General features: G+C 58.9%; 12 protein-coding genes. 3 read left to right on the top strand and 9 right to left on the bottom strand.

Annotation, left to right across the window (positions count from 1 at the left end):
• Positions 1-8: 8 nt before the first annotated feature.
• Complete coding sequence (locus ACR0DH_RS02340) at positions 9-1409, bottom strand: amidase (RefSeq protein WP_480546871.1); 1401 nt, start codon at positions 1407-1409, stop codon at positions 9-11.
• A gap of 187 nt (positions 1410-1596) precedes the next feature.
• The gene (gene prfB, locus ACR0DH_RS02335) at positions 1597-2721 is read right to left on the bottom strand and encodes a peptide chain release factor 2 (protein ID WP_480546869.1); all 1125 of its coding nucleotides are present in this window, start codon (positions 2719-2721) and stop codon (positions 1597-1599) included.
• 77 nt (positions 2722-2798) lie between these two features.
• Between prfB and ACR0DH_RS02330 the strand changes: the two genes are divergently transcribed.
• Complete coding sequence (locus ACR0DH_RS02330) at positions 2799-3632, top strand: aminoglycoside phosphotransferase family protein (RefSeq protein ID WP_480546867.1); 834 nt, start codon at positions 2799-2801, stop codon at positions 3630-3632.
• Here ACR0DH_RS02330 and ACR0DH_RS02325 read toward each other — a convergent pair.
• From ACR0DH_RS02325 to ACR0DH_RS02315, 3 genes are all read right to left on the bottom strand, one after another.
• Entirely contained in the window at positions 3626-6115 is a 2490-nt protein-coding gene (locus ACR0DH_RS02325) for a penicillin-binding protein 1A (protein ID WP_480546865.1), read from the bottom strand. The genes ACR0DH_RS02330 and ACR0DH_RS02325 overlap by 7 nt on opposite strands.
• Before the next feature lie 94 nt (positions 6116-6209).
• Positions 6210-7430 (bottom strand): N-acetylmuramoyl-L-alanine amidase, encoded by a 1221-nt coding sequence (locus tag ACR0DH_RS02320; RefSeq protein ID WP_480546863.1) that lies wholly within the window; start codon positions 7428-7430, stop codon positions 6210-6212.
• Positions 7431-7496: 66 nt separating this feature from the next.
• Positions 7497-8660: a pyridoxal phosphate-dependent aminotransferase gene (locus ACR0DH_RS02315; RefSeq protein ID WP_480546861.1), complete on the bottom strand. Its 1164-nt coding sequence runs from the start codon at positions 8658-8660 to the stop codon at positions 7497-7499.
• On the opposite strand from ACR0DH_RS02315, the gene ACR0DH_RS02310 reads away from it, so the two are divergent.
• On the top strand, positions 8659-10044 hold the full coding sequence (locus tag ACR0DH_RS02310) for a M48 family metalloprotease (protein ID WP_480546859.1): 1386 nt from the start codon (positions 8659-8661) through the stop codon (positions 10042-10044). The genes ACR0DH_RS02315 and ACR0DH_RS02310 overlap by 2 nt on opposite strands.
• Positions 10041-10799 (top strand): DsbA family protein, encoded by a 759-nt coding sequence (locus ACR0DH_RS02305; RefSeq protein WP_480542505.1) that lies wholly within the window; start codon positions 10041-10043, stop codon positions 10797-10799. Before ACR0DH_RS02310 ends, ACR0DH_RS02305 begins: the two co-directional genes overlap by 4 nt.
• 55 nt (positions 10800-10854) lie before the next feature.
• On the opposite strand, the gene ACR0DH_RS02300 is transcribed toward ACR0DH_RS02305, so the two are convergent.
• The 4 genes from ACR0DH_RS02300 to hemA all read right to left on the bottom strand — a co-directional run bounded on the left by ACR0DH_RS02300 (position 10855) and on the right by hemA (position 15486).
• Entirely contained in the window at positions 10855-11700 is an 846-nt protein-coding gene (locus tag ACR0DH_RS02300; RefSeq protein ID WP_480546857.1) for an SDR family NAD(P)-dependent oxidoreductase, read from the bottom strand.
• A gap of 32 nt (positions 11701-11732) precedes the next feature.
• The gene (gene ispG / locus ACR0DH_RS02295; RefSeq protein WP_480546855.1) at positions 11733-12854 is read right to left on the bottom strand and encodes a flavodoxin-dependent (E)-4-hydroxy-3-methylbut-2-enyl-diphosphate synthase; all 1122 of its coding nucleotides are present in this window, start codon (positions 12852-12854) and stop codon (positions 11733-11735) included.
• Between the two features lie 71 nt (positions 12855-12925).
• Positions 12926-14131, bottom strand: coding sequence for a helix-turn-helix domain-containing protein (locus tag ACR0DH_RS02290; RefSeq protein ID WP_480546853.1), 1206 nt, complete (start codon positions 14129-14131; stop codon positions 12926-12928).
• Positions 14132-14262: 131 nt separating this feature from the next.
• Positions 14263-15486 (bottom strand): 5-aminolevulinate synthase, encoded by a 1224-nt coding sequence (gene hemA / locus ACR0DH_RS02285; RefSeq protein WP_170531660.1) that lies wholly within the window; start codon positions 15484-15486, stop codon positions 14263-14265.
• Positions 15487-15750: the final 264 nt, after the last annotated feature.

Here is a 15750-nt window from a genome sequence, read left to right as displayed (position 1 = left end):
ATGAGGCGTTACTGCAAGGCGGGCCGCCTTTGGGGCCACTCTGTTGCCGCATGATAGGCCGCGCCAATGGACAACAGGCGGGCATCCGACCCACGCGGCCCGAACAGTTGCAGCCCCATCGGCAATCCTTGCGCCCCAAAACCAGCTGGAACCGCCAGGCAGGGCAGACCGATCAGGCTGACGGGCACGGTCACATGCATCCAGCGGTGATACGTATCCATGGCCCGCCCAGAGATTTCGGTCGGATATGGCAGGTTGACATCAAAAGGCCAGACCTGCGCCGCCGGCAGGATCAGGGCATCGTAGTGGTCAAAAACCTCGACTGCCTTTCGGAACCAATCGGACCGTACCACGCTCGCCTGATGCACTTGCAACGCCGACAGTGCCAGACCTCGATCCAGCTCCCACTGCGCGCTGTCTTTTAGGGCATCGCGGTTCTGGGACAACGGCTCCAGACCCGACGCAACAGACCAAGATCGCAACGTGATCCAACTGTCCCACATGGCTTCCGCATCAAAAGGCGGCGGTATACGCTCGATATGGGCCCCCAACTGCCCGAACACACCCAAAGCCGTTTCGCAAAGGTCCAGGACCCCCGCGTCCATCGGAAAGGCGCCTCCCCAATCCGCCAGCCAGCCAATACGCATCCCCGTCAAATCCAGGGGCTCAACCGGCGACACAGACCTATGGGGCGCGTTCAAGGGCAATCGCGGATCAGACCCCGCGATCACATCCAGCAACAGGCCAATATCCTCGGGGCTGCGCGCCATTGGTCCAAGCGTCGACAACTGGTGCAGAAAGCTGTCCCCAACCGGGTCTGAAGGCACAAGGCCCCAACTGGGCCGAAACCCGTAGACGTTGTTCCAGGCGGCCGGGTTGCGCAAGCTGCCCATCATGTCCGATCCATCGGCCAGAGTCACCATCCCGGTCGCCAAGGCCACCGCCGCCCCGCCCGAAGACCCACCGCAGGTCCGTGCGGCGTCGTATGGATTGCGCGTCGCCCCGTAGACCGGATTGAACGTATGTGATCCCAACCCAAACTCGGGCGTGTTGGTCTTGCCAATCAGGATCGCGCCTGCCGCCCGCATCCGCGCCGCGATCAGATCATCTGTTTCGGGCACAAACCCATCAAACAGAGGTGACCCCTGAGATGAGACTACACCCGCCACATTCACTAGATCCTTTACAGCCACTGGCACCCCATGTAGTGCCCCGCGTATTGGCCCGGTATCCATCGCACGGGCCTCGGCCAACAGCGCCTCTTCATTCCGTATCGCCACGATGGCGTTTACCACGCCGTTGACCTGCCCGATCCGCTCCAGCGTCGCGCGCATCACGCCTTCCGCAGATACCCGCCGCTCCGATAAGTCCGCGATCAGCATCCGCGCAGAATATTCTGTGATGTCCATTTAGGCTCCAGCGGCAGGGGTCGTGAATGTCACATCCAGCCTAGCCGGGCCACCAGATCATTAAAACCCACTGTTTCAATACATCTTTTCGGCCCGCGGACACGCACACCGGATCCACTTCATCTGGCCAAAAAATATCCCGGGGGAGCCGCGGCCTGCCGCGGCGGGGGCAGAGCCCCCTGCCGACTTACTCGCCTTGCGCCTCGGACCGGCTCTTGCCCGCCACGTTCAACGCCAGCGTCGCCGCCATGAACCCATCCAGATCCCCGTCCAACACCCCTTTGGTGTCCGAGGTCTCATGGTTTGTCCGCAGGTCTTTCACCATCTGATAGGGCTGCAACACGTAAGATCGGATCTGATTGCCCCAGCCCGCATCACCTTTCGCCTCATGCGCGGCGTTGATGTCGGCGTTCCGGCGATCCAGCTCTTGCTGATAAAGCCGCGATTTCAGCGCCTTCATGGCGATATCGCGGTTCTGGTGCTGGGATTTCTCGGACGAGGTCACAACAATTCCGGTCGGGATGTGCGTGATCCGCACTGCCGAGTCCGTGGTGTTCACGTGCTGACCACCCGCACCGGATGATCGGTAAGTATCGATCCGAATATCCGACGGGTTCACCTCAATCTCGATATTGTCATCCACGACCGGATAGACCCAGACCGAACTGAAAGACGTATGCCGTTTTGCCGCCGAATCGAACGGAGAAATTCGCACCAGTCGGTGCACGCCGCTTTCCGATTTCAGCCAACCATAAGCATTATGACCGGTGATTTTATACGCCGCAGACTTAATTCCAGCCTCTTCACCCGCCGTCTCCGATTGCAGCTCGACGGTATAGCCCTTTTTCTCTGCCCAGCGCACATACATGCGCGCCAGCATCGAGGCCCAGTCGCAGCTTTCCGTGCCACCCGCACCTGAATTGATCTCAAGAAAAGTGTCGTTGCCGTCAGCCTCGCCATCCAACAGCGCTTCAAGCTCTTTCTTGGCAGCCTTCGAGCCCAGCTTGGCGATGGCTTCTTCGGCGTCCTGAACAACCTCGTCATCCTCTTCCATCTCGCCAAGTTCGATCAGCTCAATATTGTCGCTAAGGTCAGTTTTGATGGATTCGTATGTCTCAATGGCGTCGACCAGCATCTGCCGCTCGCGCATCAGTTTCTGCGCGTTTTCAGGGCTGTCCCACAGGTTGGGGTCTTCGACCCGCGCATTGAACTCCTCAAGCCGGTGAGGCGCGGTTTCATAGTCCATACGCTGCGCCAACAGCTCCAGCGACTTTTCGATTTCCGCCACGATATTTTGGGTTTCGGCGCGCATGGTGTTGTCCCAACTTGCTCAATCAGGCCTGCGTGATAGCAAGAGGTGGAGGCCACCACAAGACAGGCGCATCGGGAATGCAGGACCCACCACAAGAGATTCTGGATCAATGGCAGCTGACCTTGATTGCGCAGGTTGCTGAAACCGGCGCGGCCCGTGTTTGGAAGGTTCTGGATGTCGAAGGTATAGCAGCCGCCCTGAAGCTCTATCACCGCCCGGATCGCGGCAACGAAGCGCCGGGAACCAAAATCCTGAGTGCCTGGCAAGACCGGGGTGCCGTCAGGATTCTGAAAGAAACCGAAACCGCGATCCTGATGGAGTGGCTCGAAGGCCCCACGCTCGGGGACATCGCGCGGCGGGGAGAGTATGATCGGGCCCTGATCACCCTGGCAGAGACGGCCAAACGCCTGCACGCCAAGCCCACCTTGCAGATTTCGGGGTTGCGCCCACTGACCGAGGTGTTCGGCCCCTTGCTTGAATGCCAGTTCGCCCCCTCCTGCCCGACCGATCTGTTTCGGGATATGCAACAGGCCATTGGGTTGGCGCGAAGCCTATTGGACAGTCAGACAGCGATGACCCCGCTGCACGGCGATCTGCACCCCGACAATGTCATCCTCAGCAGCGCGGGTCCGCGTGTCATCGACGCCAAAGGCTATCTGGGCGATCTTGCCTTTGAATTGGCCAACACAATCCGGCATCCCAAGGGTATGCCAGAGCTCGTGCGCCAACCGGATCACATGAACAAATGCCTTTCACTCTATGCAGATACTCTCGGCGTTGACCGAAAGCGCCTGGCCCAATGGGCCGCCGCCAAATGCGCGTTGTCGATCTACTGGAGGGCAAACGGCCCCCTTGCACAAGACAAAGAGGCCGATTTGTTGCGCTTGCTGCTTAACGCAGCAAATCAGTAAAGACCGCCCGTGCTCAAATCGCCTTGCGAGGCTTTTGGGCCGACGGTGACCGTTTCACCTGTTGAAGTTTGCACCTGTACACCTGCGCGCTGAACCTCTTCGAACAGCGGCAAATCTGATCCGATGGCAAAGCCGCCATCATAAATCCGGTCGATAAAGCCATCGACACCATCGCGGAAGTATTCAGCCACGACATAATCGCCAGTCGCCTCTGCGGGCAGACGCGCGCCGCTGAACCGGTCAATCTTGATAAAGTGACCACCGGGCGGCACGTCGAACGGGCCCCCGCCATATTTCTCAACCGCTTTTTCCATGAAGCTCTGGAACACCGGGCCGCACATGGTGCCACCATAGGCCCCCCGGCCCATCGGGCGCGGACGGTCATAGCCGATATAGCAGCCCGCCACGATGTTCGAGGTAAAGCCGATGAACCAGGCGTCTTTCGAGTCGTTGGTCGTTCCGGTCTTACCCGCGGTCGGCACCGGAAGGTTCACAAAGCGCGAGGCCGTACCCCGGTCGACAACGCCCTTCATCATTGAGGTCAACTGATACGCCGTAATCGCATCCATCACCTGCGAGCGGTTGGTCTCAATCGTGGGCGATTCATCCGGCTCCAGCCAGCTGGAGTTACAATCCAGACATTGCCGATCATCATGGCGATAGATCGTCTTGCCGAACCGGTCCTGAATACGATCGACCAGCGTGGGCTCTACCCGTTCACCTCCATTTGCGAACATCGCGTAAGCCGCGACCATCTTGTAGAGCGTCGTCTCTTCGGACCCAAGCGAGCTGGCAAGGAAAGCGCCCATGCGGTCATAGACGCCGAATCGTTCTGCGTAACCCGCAACAACGGGCATCGTCACCTCTTGCGCCAGACGGATGGTCATCAGATTTCGGGATTGTTCGATCCCGGTGCGCAGCGGCGTCGGGCCATAGAACTTGTTGGACGAGTTCTTGGGCCGCCACAGACCCTGCGGCGTGTTCACCTCAATCGGCGCGTCCACAACGATGGTTGCCGGGCTATAGCCGCTGTCCAGCGCAGCCGCATAAACAAAGGGTTTGAATGAAGACCCCGGCTGACGCTGCGCTTGCGTCGCGCGGTTAAACACCGTGTCCTGATACGAGAACCCGCCCTGCATCGCCAGAACGCGGCCCGAGTTTACATCCATCGCAACAAAGCCGCCTTGCACTTCGGGCACCTGACGGGCGGACCACTGCCCCTCTTCCCCGGCCATCACAAGGATCACGTCACCGCGTTTGAAATTGTCGAAGAAATTGCCCTGCATCCACTTGATGTCAGAACGCGGGATGATGCCGTCGGACGGACCATCCTCGATCCCGACGGTCAATTGCTGCTCGGCCACGTCCAGCACCACAGCCGGATACCATTTGGTCGGCAGCACCACGTCGCGGGGGATTTCCATCAGCGAAAGCGCCTCGCGCCACTGCGCCTCATCCGCCAGCGCATCTTCGGCGATCACCTCACCGGTTCCGCGCCATTTGCCACGGGACAGGTCGTATTTCTGCAATGCGGTGCGCAGGGCCTTGGCGGCCTCGACCTGCATTTCCTCATCAACCGAAGCACGGACGGTGAAACCGCCGGTAAAGAACTCGCCCTCACCGAAATCTTCGCTCAACTGACGGCGGATTTCATCGGTGAAATAGTCGCGCGGTGGCAGCGCGGTGCGGAAGCTTTCGAAATCGCCGTTCTGCACCGACCGCAGCGGCATCTCAACCTCGGCCTCATAGGTGGCCTGATCAATATAGCCGTTCTGGTTCATCTCACGCAGCACATAGTTGCGGCGTGCAAGCAGGCGTTCTTTTTGCCGAACCGGGTGATAGTCAGACGGCGCCTTGGGCATCGAGGCCAATGTCGCGGCCTCATGTGGGGCCAGTTCCTGTAAGGTCTTGTTGAAATAGGTCTGCGCCGCCGCCGTCACGCCATAGGAGTTCTGACCCAGGAAAATCTCGTTCATATAAAGTTCGAGGATTTGCTCCTTGTCCAATGTATCCTCAAGCCGGGTGGCGAGGATGATCTCTTTGATCTTGCGCTCGGCCCGACGGTCGCCCGACAACAGGAAGTTCTTCATCACCTGCTGCGTAATGGTCGAGGCCCCGCGCACGGTTTCACCCTTTGACCGCACCGCCTCAACACCCGCTGCTATGATCCCGCGCGGGTCATAGCCCTGATGGCTGTAGAAATTCTTGTCCTCGGCGGAGATAAAGGCCTGCTTCACCAGATCCGGGATCTCCTCTGACGGGGTGAACAGACGACGTTCCTGCGCGAACTCGTCGATCAGCTGGCCTTTGCCGGAATAAATCCGGCTGATCGTCGGGGGCTTGTATTGGGCCAATGATTCATGGCTGGGCAGGTCGCGGCCATACATCCAGAACACGGCACCAACCACCAGCGCCGCCATAAAAATACCCAAAGTCACGAGGCTGAAAATCGCCCCGAAAATCGAAAGAACAAACCGGATCACGTTACTGCCTTTTTTTCGCGCTGCCGCCTATATAGGGGCGCACCGCCCAAGGGTCAAAACCACAGGCGCATTCTAGCCGTTTTGAGGCGTTAGGTCACTGTCCAATCAGGGACCGCCTGATCACATCCTGCTGGTTCCAGTCCTCAAGCCCCTGATAAATCCCAAAGGCCATCTTGGCGCGCCAATCGGGGTTCTTGATGTTTTCCAGGTCTCGGGGGCTCGACAAAAACCCCAATTCCACAAGAACCGAAGGTATATCTGCGGCCTTCAGCACTGAAAAGGACGCGGTGCGCAAGGGCTTGCGATTCATCGGCCCCCCCTGCTGCGCCATACCGTTGACCAGAGCTTGCGCCAGCGCGTCTGTGCGGGGTTCTGTCTCTTGCCGAGCCAGATCCAGCAGGACGTCCGTGACCTCATCATCCGCACCTTTCAGATCGACGCCCGCCAGCAAATCCGCGCGATCGTGACGTTCGGCCAGCTTTGCACTGGCCACGTCCGAGGCCTCATCCGACAGGGTATAAACTGCCGCGCCATGCGCCTGCCCCTCGGACAGCGAATCCGCATGCAGCGAGATGAACACATCTGCGCCCGCCCGATGGGCCAGCGCGATGCGACGTTCCAGCGAAACAAACTGATCGTCAACGCGGGTCATCACCACCTCATACCCGCCTGAACGCAACAGCATTTCCCGTAGTTCGCGCGCAAAGGTCAGCATCATGTTTTTCTCGGTGATCCCCCCAACCTCGGCCCCCGGATCGATACCGCCATGTCCGGGGTCCAGCATCACGCGTAATGGTCCATCTGACTTGCGAGGAGTCGCCTGACCGGTCAGCGAAGGTTCGGGAAGATCCCAACCCGGATTCTTGGGCTCACCTGCCGAGGCGTTGAACACGTCGAAATCAACGCCCTTGAGGTTGAGCGTCAGCAAGGCCGTGCCAGCATTCGGATCGATCTGCATCTCGGCGGTGTCCACGGCCATCGGTGCACCAAGTTCCAGCACCAATCGAGACCAGCCAGGAACATAAGCGCCAAACCGAACGCCGCTGATCAGCTCGGATTGCAGGAAGTCTGAACTGCTCAGGCCACTCCAGTCGACCTCTTGGAAATCCATCACCATCCGGTAGGGATCGCGCAGAGTGAAGATGCGGTACGGCACCCCCTGGCTAAGGCCAAGATCGACCTGCACACCGGTGCGTCCCGTGTCGACAATGCGGCTTTGATCCGGCTGAATGCGTGCAAGGGCGCTGAAATCCTGCGCGACAGCAGCACAAGACAGCGCCCAGATCAGCGCGATACAATAGAAAATCCTGCTCATGGCCTCAAGTTATCCCGAGATCGTTTGGCGGGCAGCCTATACCAATCCGCAACTTTTGTGAACGGGTCAGGCGCGCTGATCCAGCCCGTGACGTTCCGACATGAAAGCCCGCAGTCGCTTCAATCCCTCTTCGATATCGGCCGTGGCGCGCGCGTAAGAGAACCGCAGGGTCGTGTGTCCACGCACTGGGTCGAAATCCAGCCCCGGCGTGACTGCAACGCCCGCTTTATCCAGAATCTCAGCCGCAAAGGCGCGACTGTCATCGGTCAGATCCGAGACATCGGCGTAGACGTAAAACGCCCCATCAGGCGGGGCGATATTGGTGAAGCCAGCGCTGGGCAGACCGTCCAGCATCAAAGCCCGGTTCCGGCGATAGACATCCAGATTGGCTTGTAGCTCATCCTCGCATTCCATCGCAGCCAAGGCTGCCACCTGACTGGCATGGGGGGCGCAGATGAACATGTTCTGGGCAATGCGTTCGACCACGCGCACCTGATCCTCGGGCACCACCATCCAACCGACCCGCCAGCCGGTCATCGAGAAATACTTGGAAAATGAGTTGATCACATAGCACTCATCCGTCAGTTCCAATGCGGTGACGGCTTTGGCCTCATATTCCAGCCCGTGGTAGATTTCATCGCTGATGAAGGATGCGCCCTGCCGGCGCGCTGCATCGATCAGCGCGCCCATGGCTGCGCGATTCAACATGGTACCGGTCGGATTGGCGGGTGACGCCACCATCAGACCCTGCAGGTCCAGCCCTGCGAAATCGGATGGCACAGGCTGCAATCGGTTCTCGGGCGCGGTTGGCAGATCAACGGGAACCAAGCCCAGCGCTTTCAGAATCTGTCGGTAAGACGGATAGCCCGGCGCGCCGATACCCACACGGTCGCCGCTGTCGAACAGCGCCGTGAAAGCCAGCAGAAACCCGCCCGAGGAGCCGGGTGTGATCAGCACCCGTTCGGGGTTCAGATCGACATTGTACCATTCGCCATACATCTGCGCGATCCGCTGGCGCAGTGCGGGCAGGCCCAAAGCCACCGTATAGCCCAACGGGCCCTGCTGCATCGCGTGGGCCAAAGCCTCGGTCGCGCCTTTCGGAGCGCCGGTTCCGGGCTGGCCGACTTCCATATGAATGATGTGACGTCCGGCCTCTTCCGCCCGACGCGCGGCCTCCATCACGTCCATCACAATAAAAGGATCGACCCCGGATCGGGTTGAGTTTCTCATGCCCATCTCCCATGTTGCAGCCATGGCTTTTGAACGCGTATCCCGGCTGGCGTCAATCCCAGCCCTGATACTGGCGGCTGTCCTGTGGCTGACGGCGGCGGTGCAGAGCCATGCGCAAAGCCTGATCCGCGACCCCGATATCGAATACGGCCTGCGAGAACTGGCCTTTCCCGTGCTCCGCGCAGCCGGGCTGAACACCAACCGGGTTCGAATCCTGGTGGTCAATGACAGCACGTTTAACGCCTTTGTGATCGACTATAACGCGATCTACTTGAACTATGGCCTGATCCTGGGCGTCGACAGCCCCGAAATGCTGCAGGCGGTGATCGCACACGAAGCCGCGCATATCGCCAACGGGCATCTGGCGCGGCGTTCAGAGAATCTGCGTGCGGCGAACCGCAATGCAGGCCTTGGCACCGCATTGGCGCTGATCGCAGCTGCGGCGGGCGGCGGAGAAGCCGCCGCCGGGATTGCCGCGGGTGTACAGGGCTCTGCGCTGCGTAGCTTTCTGGGGCATACACGGGCCGAAGAGGCCTCCGCCGACCGCAGCGCAGCCAGCTACTTGCGATGGGCCGGTATCTCTCCCAGCGGGATGGTCACGCTTCACCGCAAATTCGCTGGGCAGGAACTGCTGAGCACGGTAAATCAGGACCCCTATATGCGGTCGCATCCCACCAGCCGCGAACGCCTGCGCGCCGCCGAGGCGTTTCTGGAGGAATTCGGCGACAGGGCCCAGCCCAACGCAAATGCCGACTACTGGTTTGCGCGTGTCAAAGGCAAGCTGTCGGCCTTTTTGCGCACCCCATCCTGGACCCTGCGCCGCGCCAAAGAAGAGACCGATCGCGACATCCGCATGATGCGAGAAGCCTCGGCCCACCACCAAAACCGCAATCTGGCCAGTGCGCGCGCCGCGATTGACGAGGCGCTGGCCATCCGCCCGGACGATCCGTTCTACTATGAGCTCAAAGGTCAAATCCTGTTGGAAAACAGACAACTGGCTGAGGCAGTTCAAGCATATGGTCAAGCGGTTGAAATGGCACCGAATGACTCGTTGATCCTGGCAGGCTATGGGCGTTCCCTTTTGGCGCAAGGCAAAACCAAAGACGCCCTGCACGTGCTTGAGAAGGCACGCGCCCGCGATTTTCGCAATGCCCGCCTGATGCGGGATTTGGGACTGGCCTACGCACAGGTCGGCAACAATGGGATGGCCTCGGCCGTCACCGCTGAACGATATGCCCTACAAGGCCGGCTGGCAGATGCAGGGATCCACGCAAGGCGCGCAGTCGGGCAATTGCCCGAAGGATCTCCGGGTTGGCAAAGGGCACAGGATGTGTTGATTGCGTCGGAACGCGCAAAGAAGAACTCAAAAAGGAAACGGAAATGATCCTCAGACATGCAGCCCCCGCCCTTCTGGGGCTTTCCCTGATTGCAGGCCCAGTACAAGCACTGGACCTGAACGCCATGAGCGATGCGGAACGCGCCGAATTTGGTGCGCAGGTGCGCGAATACCTTCTGGAAAACCCCGAGGTTATTCTGGAAGCGATCAATATTCTGGAACAGCGCAACGCCGCGGCCGAAGCCGCCGCAGACAAGGATCTGGTCGCCGCAAACGTGGATGAGCTGTTCGATGACGGCTACAGCTGGGTCGGCGGCAACCCGGATGGCGATATCACCCTAGTCGAATTCATGGACTATCGCTGTGGCTATTGCCGCCGCGCGGTTCCTGAGGTCGCGCAATTGCTGGAAGCCGACGGAAACATCCGTTTGGTGATCAAGGAATTCCCGATCCTTGGCGATGCCTCGGTACTATCGTCGCGCTTTGCAGTGGCCACCAAACATGTGGCCGGGGATGATGCGTATAAGCAGGTGCATGACGCCCTGCTGGAGTTCACCGGAGAACCCAGCGAAGTCACCCTGCGCCGCATCTCGGACGGTCTGGGCCTTGACAGCGACGCCATCATCGCCGCGATGGAAAGCGAGCAGGTCACCGATGAGATTACCCGCACTCGCGCGCTGGCGCAACGGATGCAGATCTCGGGCACACCGTCTTTTGTTCTGGGCACCGAGATGCTGCGCGGCTTCCTGCCTGCGGATCAGATGCAGCAGATTGCGGACGGGGTACGCGCGGATCGGGGCTAAACCTCGGGCGTGATCATCAGACACGAAAAAGGCCGCATTTGCGGCCTTTTTTGGTCTATTTGCCGGTCTTCTCAAAAATGGCAAACTTCGCTTCATAGTCCGGATGCCAGCGAGAAAGCGGAGGCCGATTTTCTATCAGATCAACTGCATTCCACTCGATCCGTCGGTTGTCGCGCGTGCTATCCACGTCATTGTCAGGACAAAGAATATAGAACTCACCCTTCGACATGCGATCAACGAAATGGTCAACTGTCTGTTCGCTCGTCCAAGCAGCTGCAGGCTTCTCGGGAAAGAACGAAGCAGTCATACCAGTGTAGGTGAAGCCGGGAACGAACAGGTGAACCGAGATTGGAGCCTCCGCCTGCCGCAGTTCATGGGCCAATTGTTCACTGAGTACGCGCACCGCTGCTTTGCTGACGTTGTAACCCGGATTACCAGGCGGTGTAGTGATGCCCTGTTTGGAACCTGTATTGATCACCACAGCAGGGCGATCTGCCTTTATCATGCGTGGTACAAACGCTTGAACGCCGCGGAGAACACCGAGCAAATTGACGTCTAATATTTTTTGCCAATTCTCCCATTCGGACCAAGTATTGGTCGGCAGACTGATCCCAGCATTGTTCATAAGAACGGCGACAGGCCCTGCTGCGAATGCCTTGTCTGCCAACGCATAGATATCTTCCTGTTTAGTGACATCGGTAGGAACGCCAAAGACTTCAGCACCGCCTTTTGCTTGAGCCCGAACCTCTTCAATTGCCTCTTCCAAAGCAAGACCGTCAAGGTCGGCAAGAACAACGCTCAGTCCCGCCTGCGCAAACCGGTTCGCCGCGACGCGACCTACGCCGCTGGCAGCTCCGGTGACAACGGCGACACCGCCTTGTTCGATTGCCTTGAGATACATGCCGAGCCTCCCCAAGTAGGTTTAGTGTGGTGTTACTCTGCTGCCTCAGCCGCGGCGTCCAGTTCCGCCGCTTTCTTTTCGACCTCTTCCACGATGTGATCGATCATCTGGTCGTTCGACATCTTGTGGCTGGCCTTGCCCGCCAGATACACCATACCGGACCCGGCCCCACCGCCGGTAAAGCCCACATCGGTCATCAGCGCCTCGCCTGGGCCGTTAACGACGCAGCCGATGATCGACAGGGACATCGGCGTCTTGATATGTTCCAGCCGCTGTTCCAGCGCTTCAACCGTCTTGATCACGTCAAACCCCTGCCGCGCGCAGGACGGGCACGAGATGATGTTCACGCCGCGATGGCGCAGGCCCAGAGATTTCAGAATCTCGTAGCCCACCTTGACCTCTTCCACCGGATCGGCAGACAGGCTGACGCGGATTGTGTCGCCGATCCCCATCCAAAGCAGGTTGCCCAGACCAATGGCGGATTTGATGGTGCCGCTGACCAGCCCTCCGGCCTCGGTGATGCCCAGATGGATCGGCGCGTCGGTGGCCTCGGCAATGCCCTGATAAGCCGCCGCCGACAGGAACACGTCGCTGGCCTTTACGCTGATCTTGAAATTATGAAAGTCATTGTCTTGCAGAATGCGGATATGCTCCAACCCGCTTTCGACCATCGCCTCGGGGCAGGGTTCGGCATATTTCTCAAGCAGGTGCTTTTCCAGACTACCCGCATTCACGCCGATCCGGATGGAACATTCGTGGTCGCGCGCGGCCTGAATGACCTCTTTGACGCGCTCTTCATTGCCGATATTGCCCGGGTTGATCCGCAGGCAGGCGGCACCTGCCTCTGCTGCCTCGATCCCGCGACGGTAGTGAAAGTGGATGTCGGCCACAATCGGCACAGGGCTTTCGCGTACGATCTCTTTCAGAGCTTTTGATGATGCCTCATCCGGTACCGATACGCGCACGATATCGGCCCCTGCCTCAGCCGCCGCCTGAACCTGCGCCACCGTCGCCGCCACATCCGTGGTCAACGTGTTGGTCATGGTTTGAACCGCAATCGGGGCATCGCCGCCAACCGGCACGTTCCCCACCATGATCTGACGAGATTTACGACGATAGATGTTCCGCCAGGGGCGTACATGATTGAGGGACATGGGGATCGGTCCGCATCTGCCTGAGTTGCGTCTTTAGATAGTCCGCCAACAGGGGTACCGCAATGGCTAGATCACTCAGAGGGCTTTTCTGTGACGTCTGTCTGCAGCTCAGCGACCAACTGCTTAAGGGCGCTGTTCTGTTCCGCCTCAAGATCGGCCACGGCATAGGCTTCTGACACGGCATCCTTGGACAGAACCACACCCTTGGCAACTGTTCCGGGGGCACCTGCCGGGCCAAAATGCTGGCCATCCATCGAGAAATACACCGAACCAGACGCCCCGGCCCGCAGTTGCGGCGGTTCTTCGGTCAATGGAACCTCGAACACGTTTCCCTGTTCGACTGTGCCCAGCGTGCCTTCGAAGATCACGCTGCCATCGGCCGCCGTAACGCGCATCCAAGCTGGATCAACGGCCACGATTTTCAGAGTTGTGTCGATCTGTTCAACAACCTGCGGCAAGCTTGGGCGTTCAACGGTATGAATGTCTGCCACGACAACTTCGGGCAATTCCGGTGGACGGAAGGTTCCCACATCACGCGGGTCGAGCGTTGATATAGGCGCATCGCGCGCAACCAGAACAGGGACATCCAAAGCCTGTGGGCGATACAAACGGTCCAGCGCTTCGGTGTTGGCCGCCGCCGTTTCAATCTCGGCTGTATTGGTCCGGGCCGCATCCAGAGGATCCAGATCTGACAGAACGACCGGTGCCTGTTCAACCGGGCTGACCTGGACCTGTTGAATCTTGTTCAAAACAGACCAGCCGCCATAGCCGATGCCGGCAATCACAGCCAACAGCACCAAAGACGAGCCAATCGCGCGCGGTTCAATCTGGCTGACCAGAGATTCCTTGCCCGGAATATATGGGGTGTTTGGCGAAATGAACGGGTCGCGTCCCATCGGACCGCGCGACAGCACATCACCTGAAGGCTTGCGTACAACTGAGGCCTCAGCCGACATCCCATGCGCGACTTCAAAACCGCTTTCTTCGCAGAAGCTGGCAAAAGTCTCATCCGGGTTCATGCCAAGATAGCGAGCGTAGGAACGCACATACCCGGCGATGAAGCCGGGTGTATCAAACGCGTCAGGATCGGCGTTTTCGATGGCAGCGATGTAGTTGGCCTTGATCCGCAGCTCTCGCTGCACATCTAGAAGCGACTTGCCCATGGTGGCGCGCTCACCGCGCATCTGGTCACCCAGACGCACTTCGTAGTCGTCAAAACCCTTTGGTCTGAACTCCAAGCCTTCTTCAGATTCGCGCTGTGATCTGCGCCCAATCATGCCTGCCGCCCCATTCTGCCTGTCACGCGTTTTGCGCTAACGCCGAATCGTCCCCCATAGACGATTCGTCCGCTTCTTTTGTTAGCGTAAGCTTAACACGTGGCAAATAAGTTGCACACTTTAGCGTAAGGTTATCCGGCAAGTTCGGCGCGATTTAGCGCACAATGTGACCAAAGTTCGTCCATCGCCTGAACCAAGCGGTTCATTTCGCCCGGTCCATGCACCGGAGACGGCGTAAACCGCAACCGCTCGGTCCCGCGCGGAACGGTCGGGAAGTTGATCGGTTGCACATAAATGCCATAGTCATCCAGCAACCGGTCGCTCAGAATTTTCGTATGGACCGGGTTGCCCACGATCACGGGCACAATATGGCTGCCATGATCAATCAGCGGCAGCCCCATCCCCTTTAGACGCAGTTTGAGGATCTTGGCCTGGGTCTGATGCTGCTCGCGCAGCTCGGGCGCCGTTTTCAGATAGGCCACCGAGGCAGCAGCCCCCGCGGCAACTGCAGGCGGTAGTGACGTGGTAAAGATGAAACCCGGTGCATAAGAGCGCACCGCATCACACATCTTTTCGCTGGCGGCGATATAGCCGCCCATCACGCCATAGGCCTTGGCCAGCGTGCCGTTGATAATGTCGATGCGATGGGCCAGACGATCCCGCTCGGTCACGCCACCGCCACGTGGGCCATACATGCCAACCGCATGCACCTCATCAATGTAAGTGAGCGCACCGAATTCATCGGCCAGATCGCAAATCTGTTCGATGGGTCCAAAATCTCCATCCATCGAATAGACCGATTCAAACGCGATCAGTTTGGGTGCTTTGGGATCGTCGGCTTCCAGCAACTCACGCAGATGTTCCACATCATTGTGGCGGAAGATGCGCTTAGACCCACCGTTGCGGCGTACGCCTTCGATCATCGAGGCATGGTTCAGCGCGTCGGAATAAATAATGAGGCCCGGGAATAGCTTTGGCAAAGTGCTGAGTGTTGCGTCATTTGCAATATAGGCACTGGTGAACAGCAGCGCCGCTTCTTTGCCATGCAGATCGGCAAGCTCGGCTTCAAGCCGCTTGTGATATACGGTGGTGCCCGAGATATTGCGGGTGCCACCTGAACCTGCGCCAGCAGCATCGACGGCTTCGTGCATAGCATCCAAAACCACCGCATTCTGCCCCATGCCGAGATAGTCATTGCCACACCAAACAGTGATATCCTGCGTTGACCCATCCGGACGCGTCCGCACCGCATGGGGGAAGTGCCCCTTGCGACGTTCGATGTCGATGAAAGTCCGGTAACGTCCTTCGTCATGCAGCCTGGCAATCGCTGTATCGAGCTGAGCAGTATAGTCCAAAGGACCCTCCTTGGCCGCCCGGCAAACGGTCTGGGAACCGGGCTATTCTTTCCAGCGTCACAGCTTTCACTGTTTAAGACGCGTATGCATTCACCTGTTATTCGGCCTATCGCCAACGGGTAAACCCAACTTTGATTTGCATCAAATACAGCCTTGTTCCCGCCCCGACAAGTAAAGTTGCGGATATCTGGCGCGAGGAAACGACGCAGGCGAAAGTCGATGTTTCAAATAAGTTCCAATACAATACTCAGTTTACTAACTCCG

This window comes from Ruegeria sp. I1 (assembly GCF_056532675.1).
The sequence above is the reverse complement of the archived record's forward strand: the minus strand, read 5'-3'. Positions and strand labels throughout refer to the sequence as shown.

Coding starts and splice junctions, on each gene's coding strand:
- ACR0DH_RS02290 (WP_480546853.1), bottom strand. CDS start 14,131: ATGATTGGGCGCAGATCACAGCGCGAATCTGAAGAAGGCTTGGAGTTC.
- ACR0DH_RS02330 (WP_480546867.1), top strand. CDS start 2,799: ATGCAGGACCCACCACAAGAGATTCTGGATCAATGGCAGCTGACCTTG.
- ACR0DH_RS02310 (WP_480546859.1), top strand. CDS start 8,659: ATGCCCATCTCCCATGTTGCAGCCATGGCTTTTGAACGCGTATCCCGG.
- ACR0DH_RS02315 (WP_480546861.1), bottom strand. CDS start 8,660: ATGAGAAACTCAACCCGATCCGGGGTCGATCCTTTTATTGTGATGGAC.
- ACR0DH_RS02320 (WP_480546863.1), bottom strand. CDS start 7,430: ATGAGCAGGATTTTCTATTGTATCGCGCTGATCTGGGCGCTGTCTTGT.
- ACR0DH_RS02340 (WP_480546871.1), bottom strand. CDS start 1,409: ATGGACATCACAGAATATTCTGCGCGGATGCTGATCGCGGACTTATCG.
- ispG (WP_480546855.1), bottom strand. CDS start 12,854: ATGTCCCTCAATCATGTACGCCCCTGGCGGAACATCTATCGTCGTAAA.
- prfB (WP_480546869.1), bottom strand. CDS start 2,721: ATGCGCGCCGAAACCCAAAATATCGTGGCGGAAATCGAAAAGTCGCTG.
- ACR0DH_RS02305 (WP_480542505.1), top strand. CDS start 10,041: ATGATCCTCAGACATGCAGCCCCCGCCCTTCTGGGGCTTTCCCTGATT.
- ACR0DH_RS02300 (WP_480546857.1), bottom strand. CDS start 11,700: ATGTATCTCAAGGCAATCGAACAAGGCGGTGTCGCCGTTGTCACCGGA.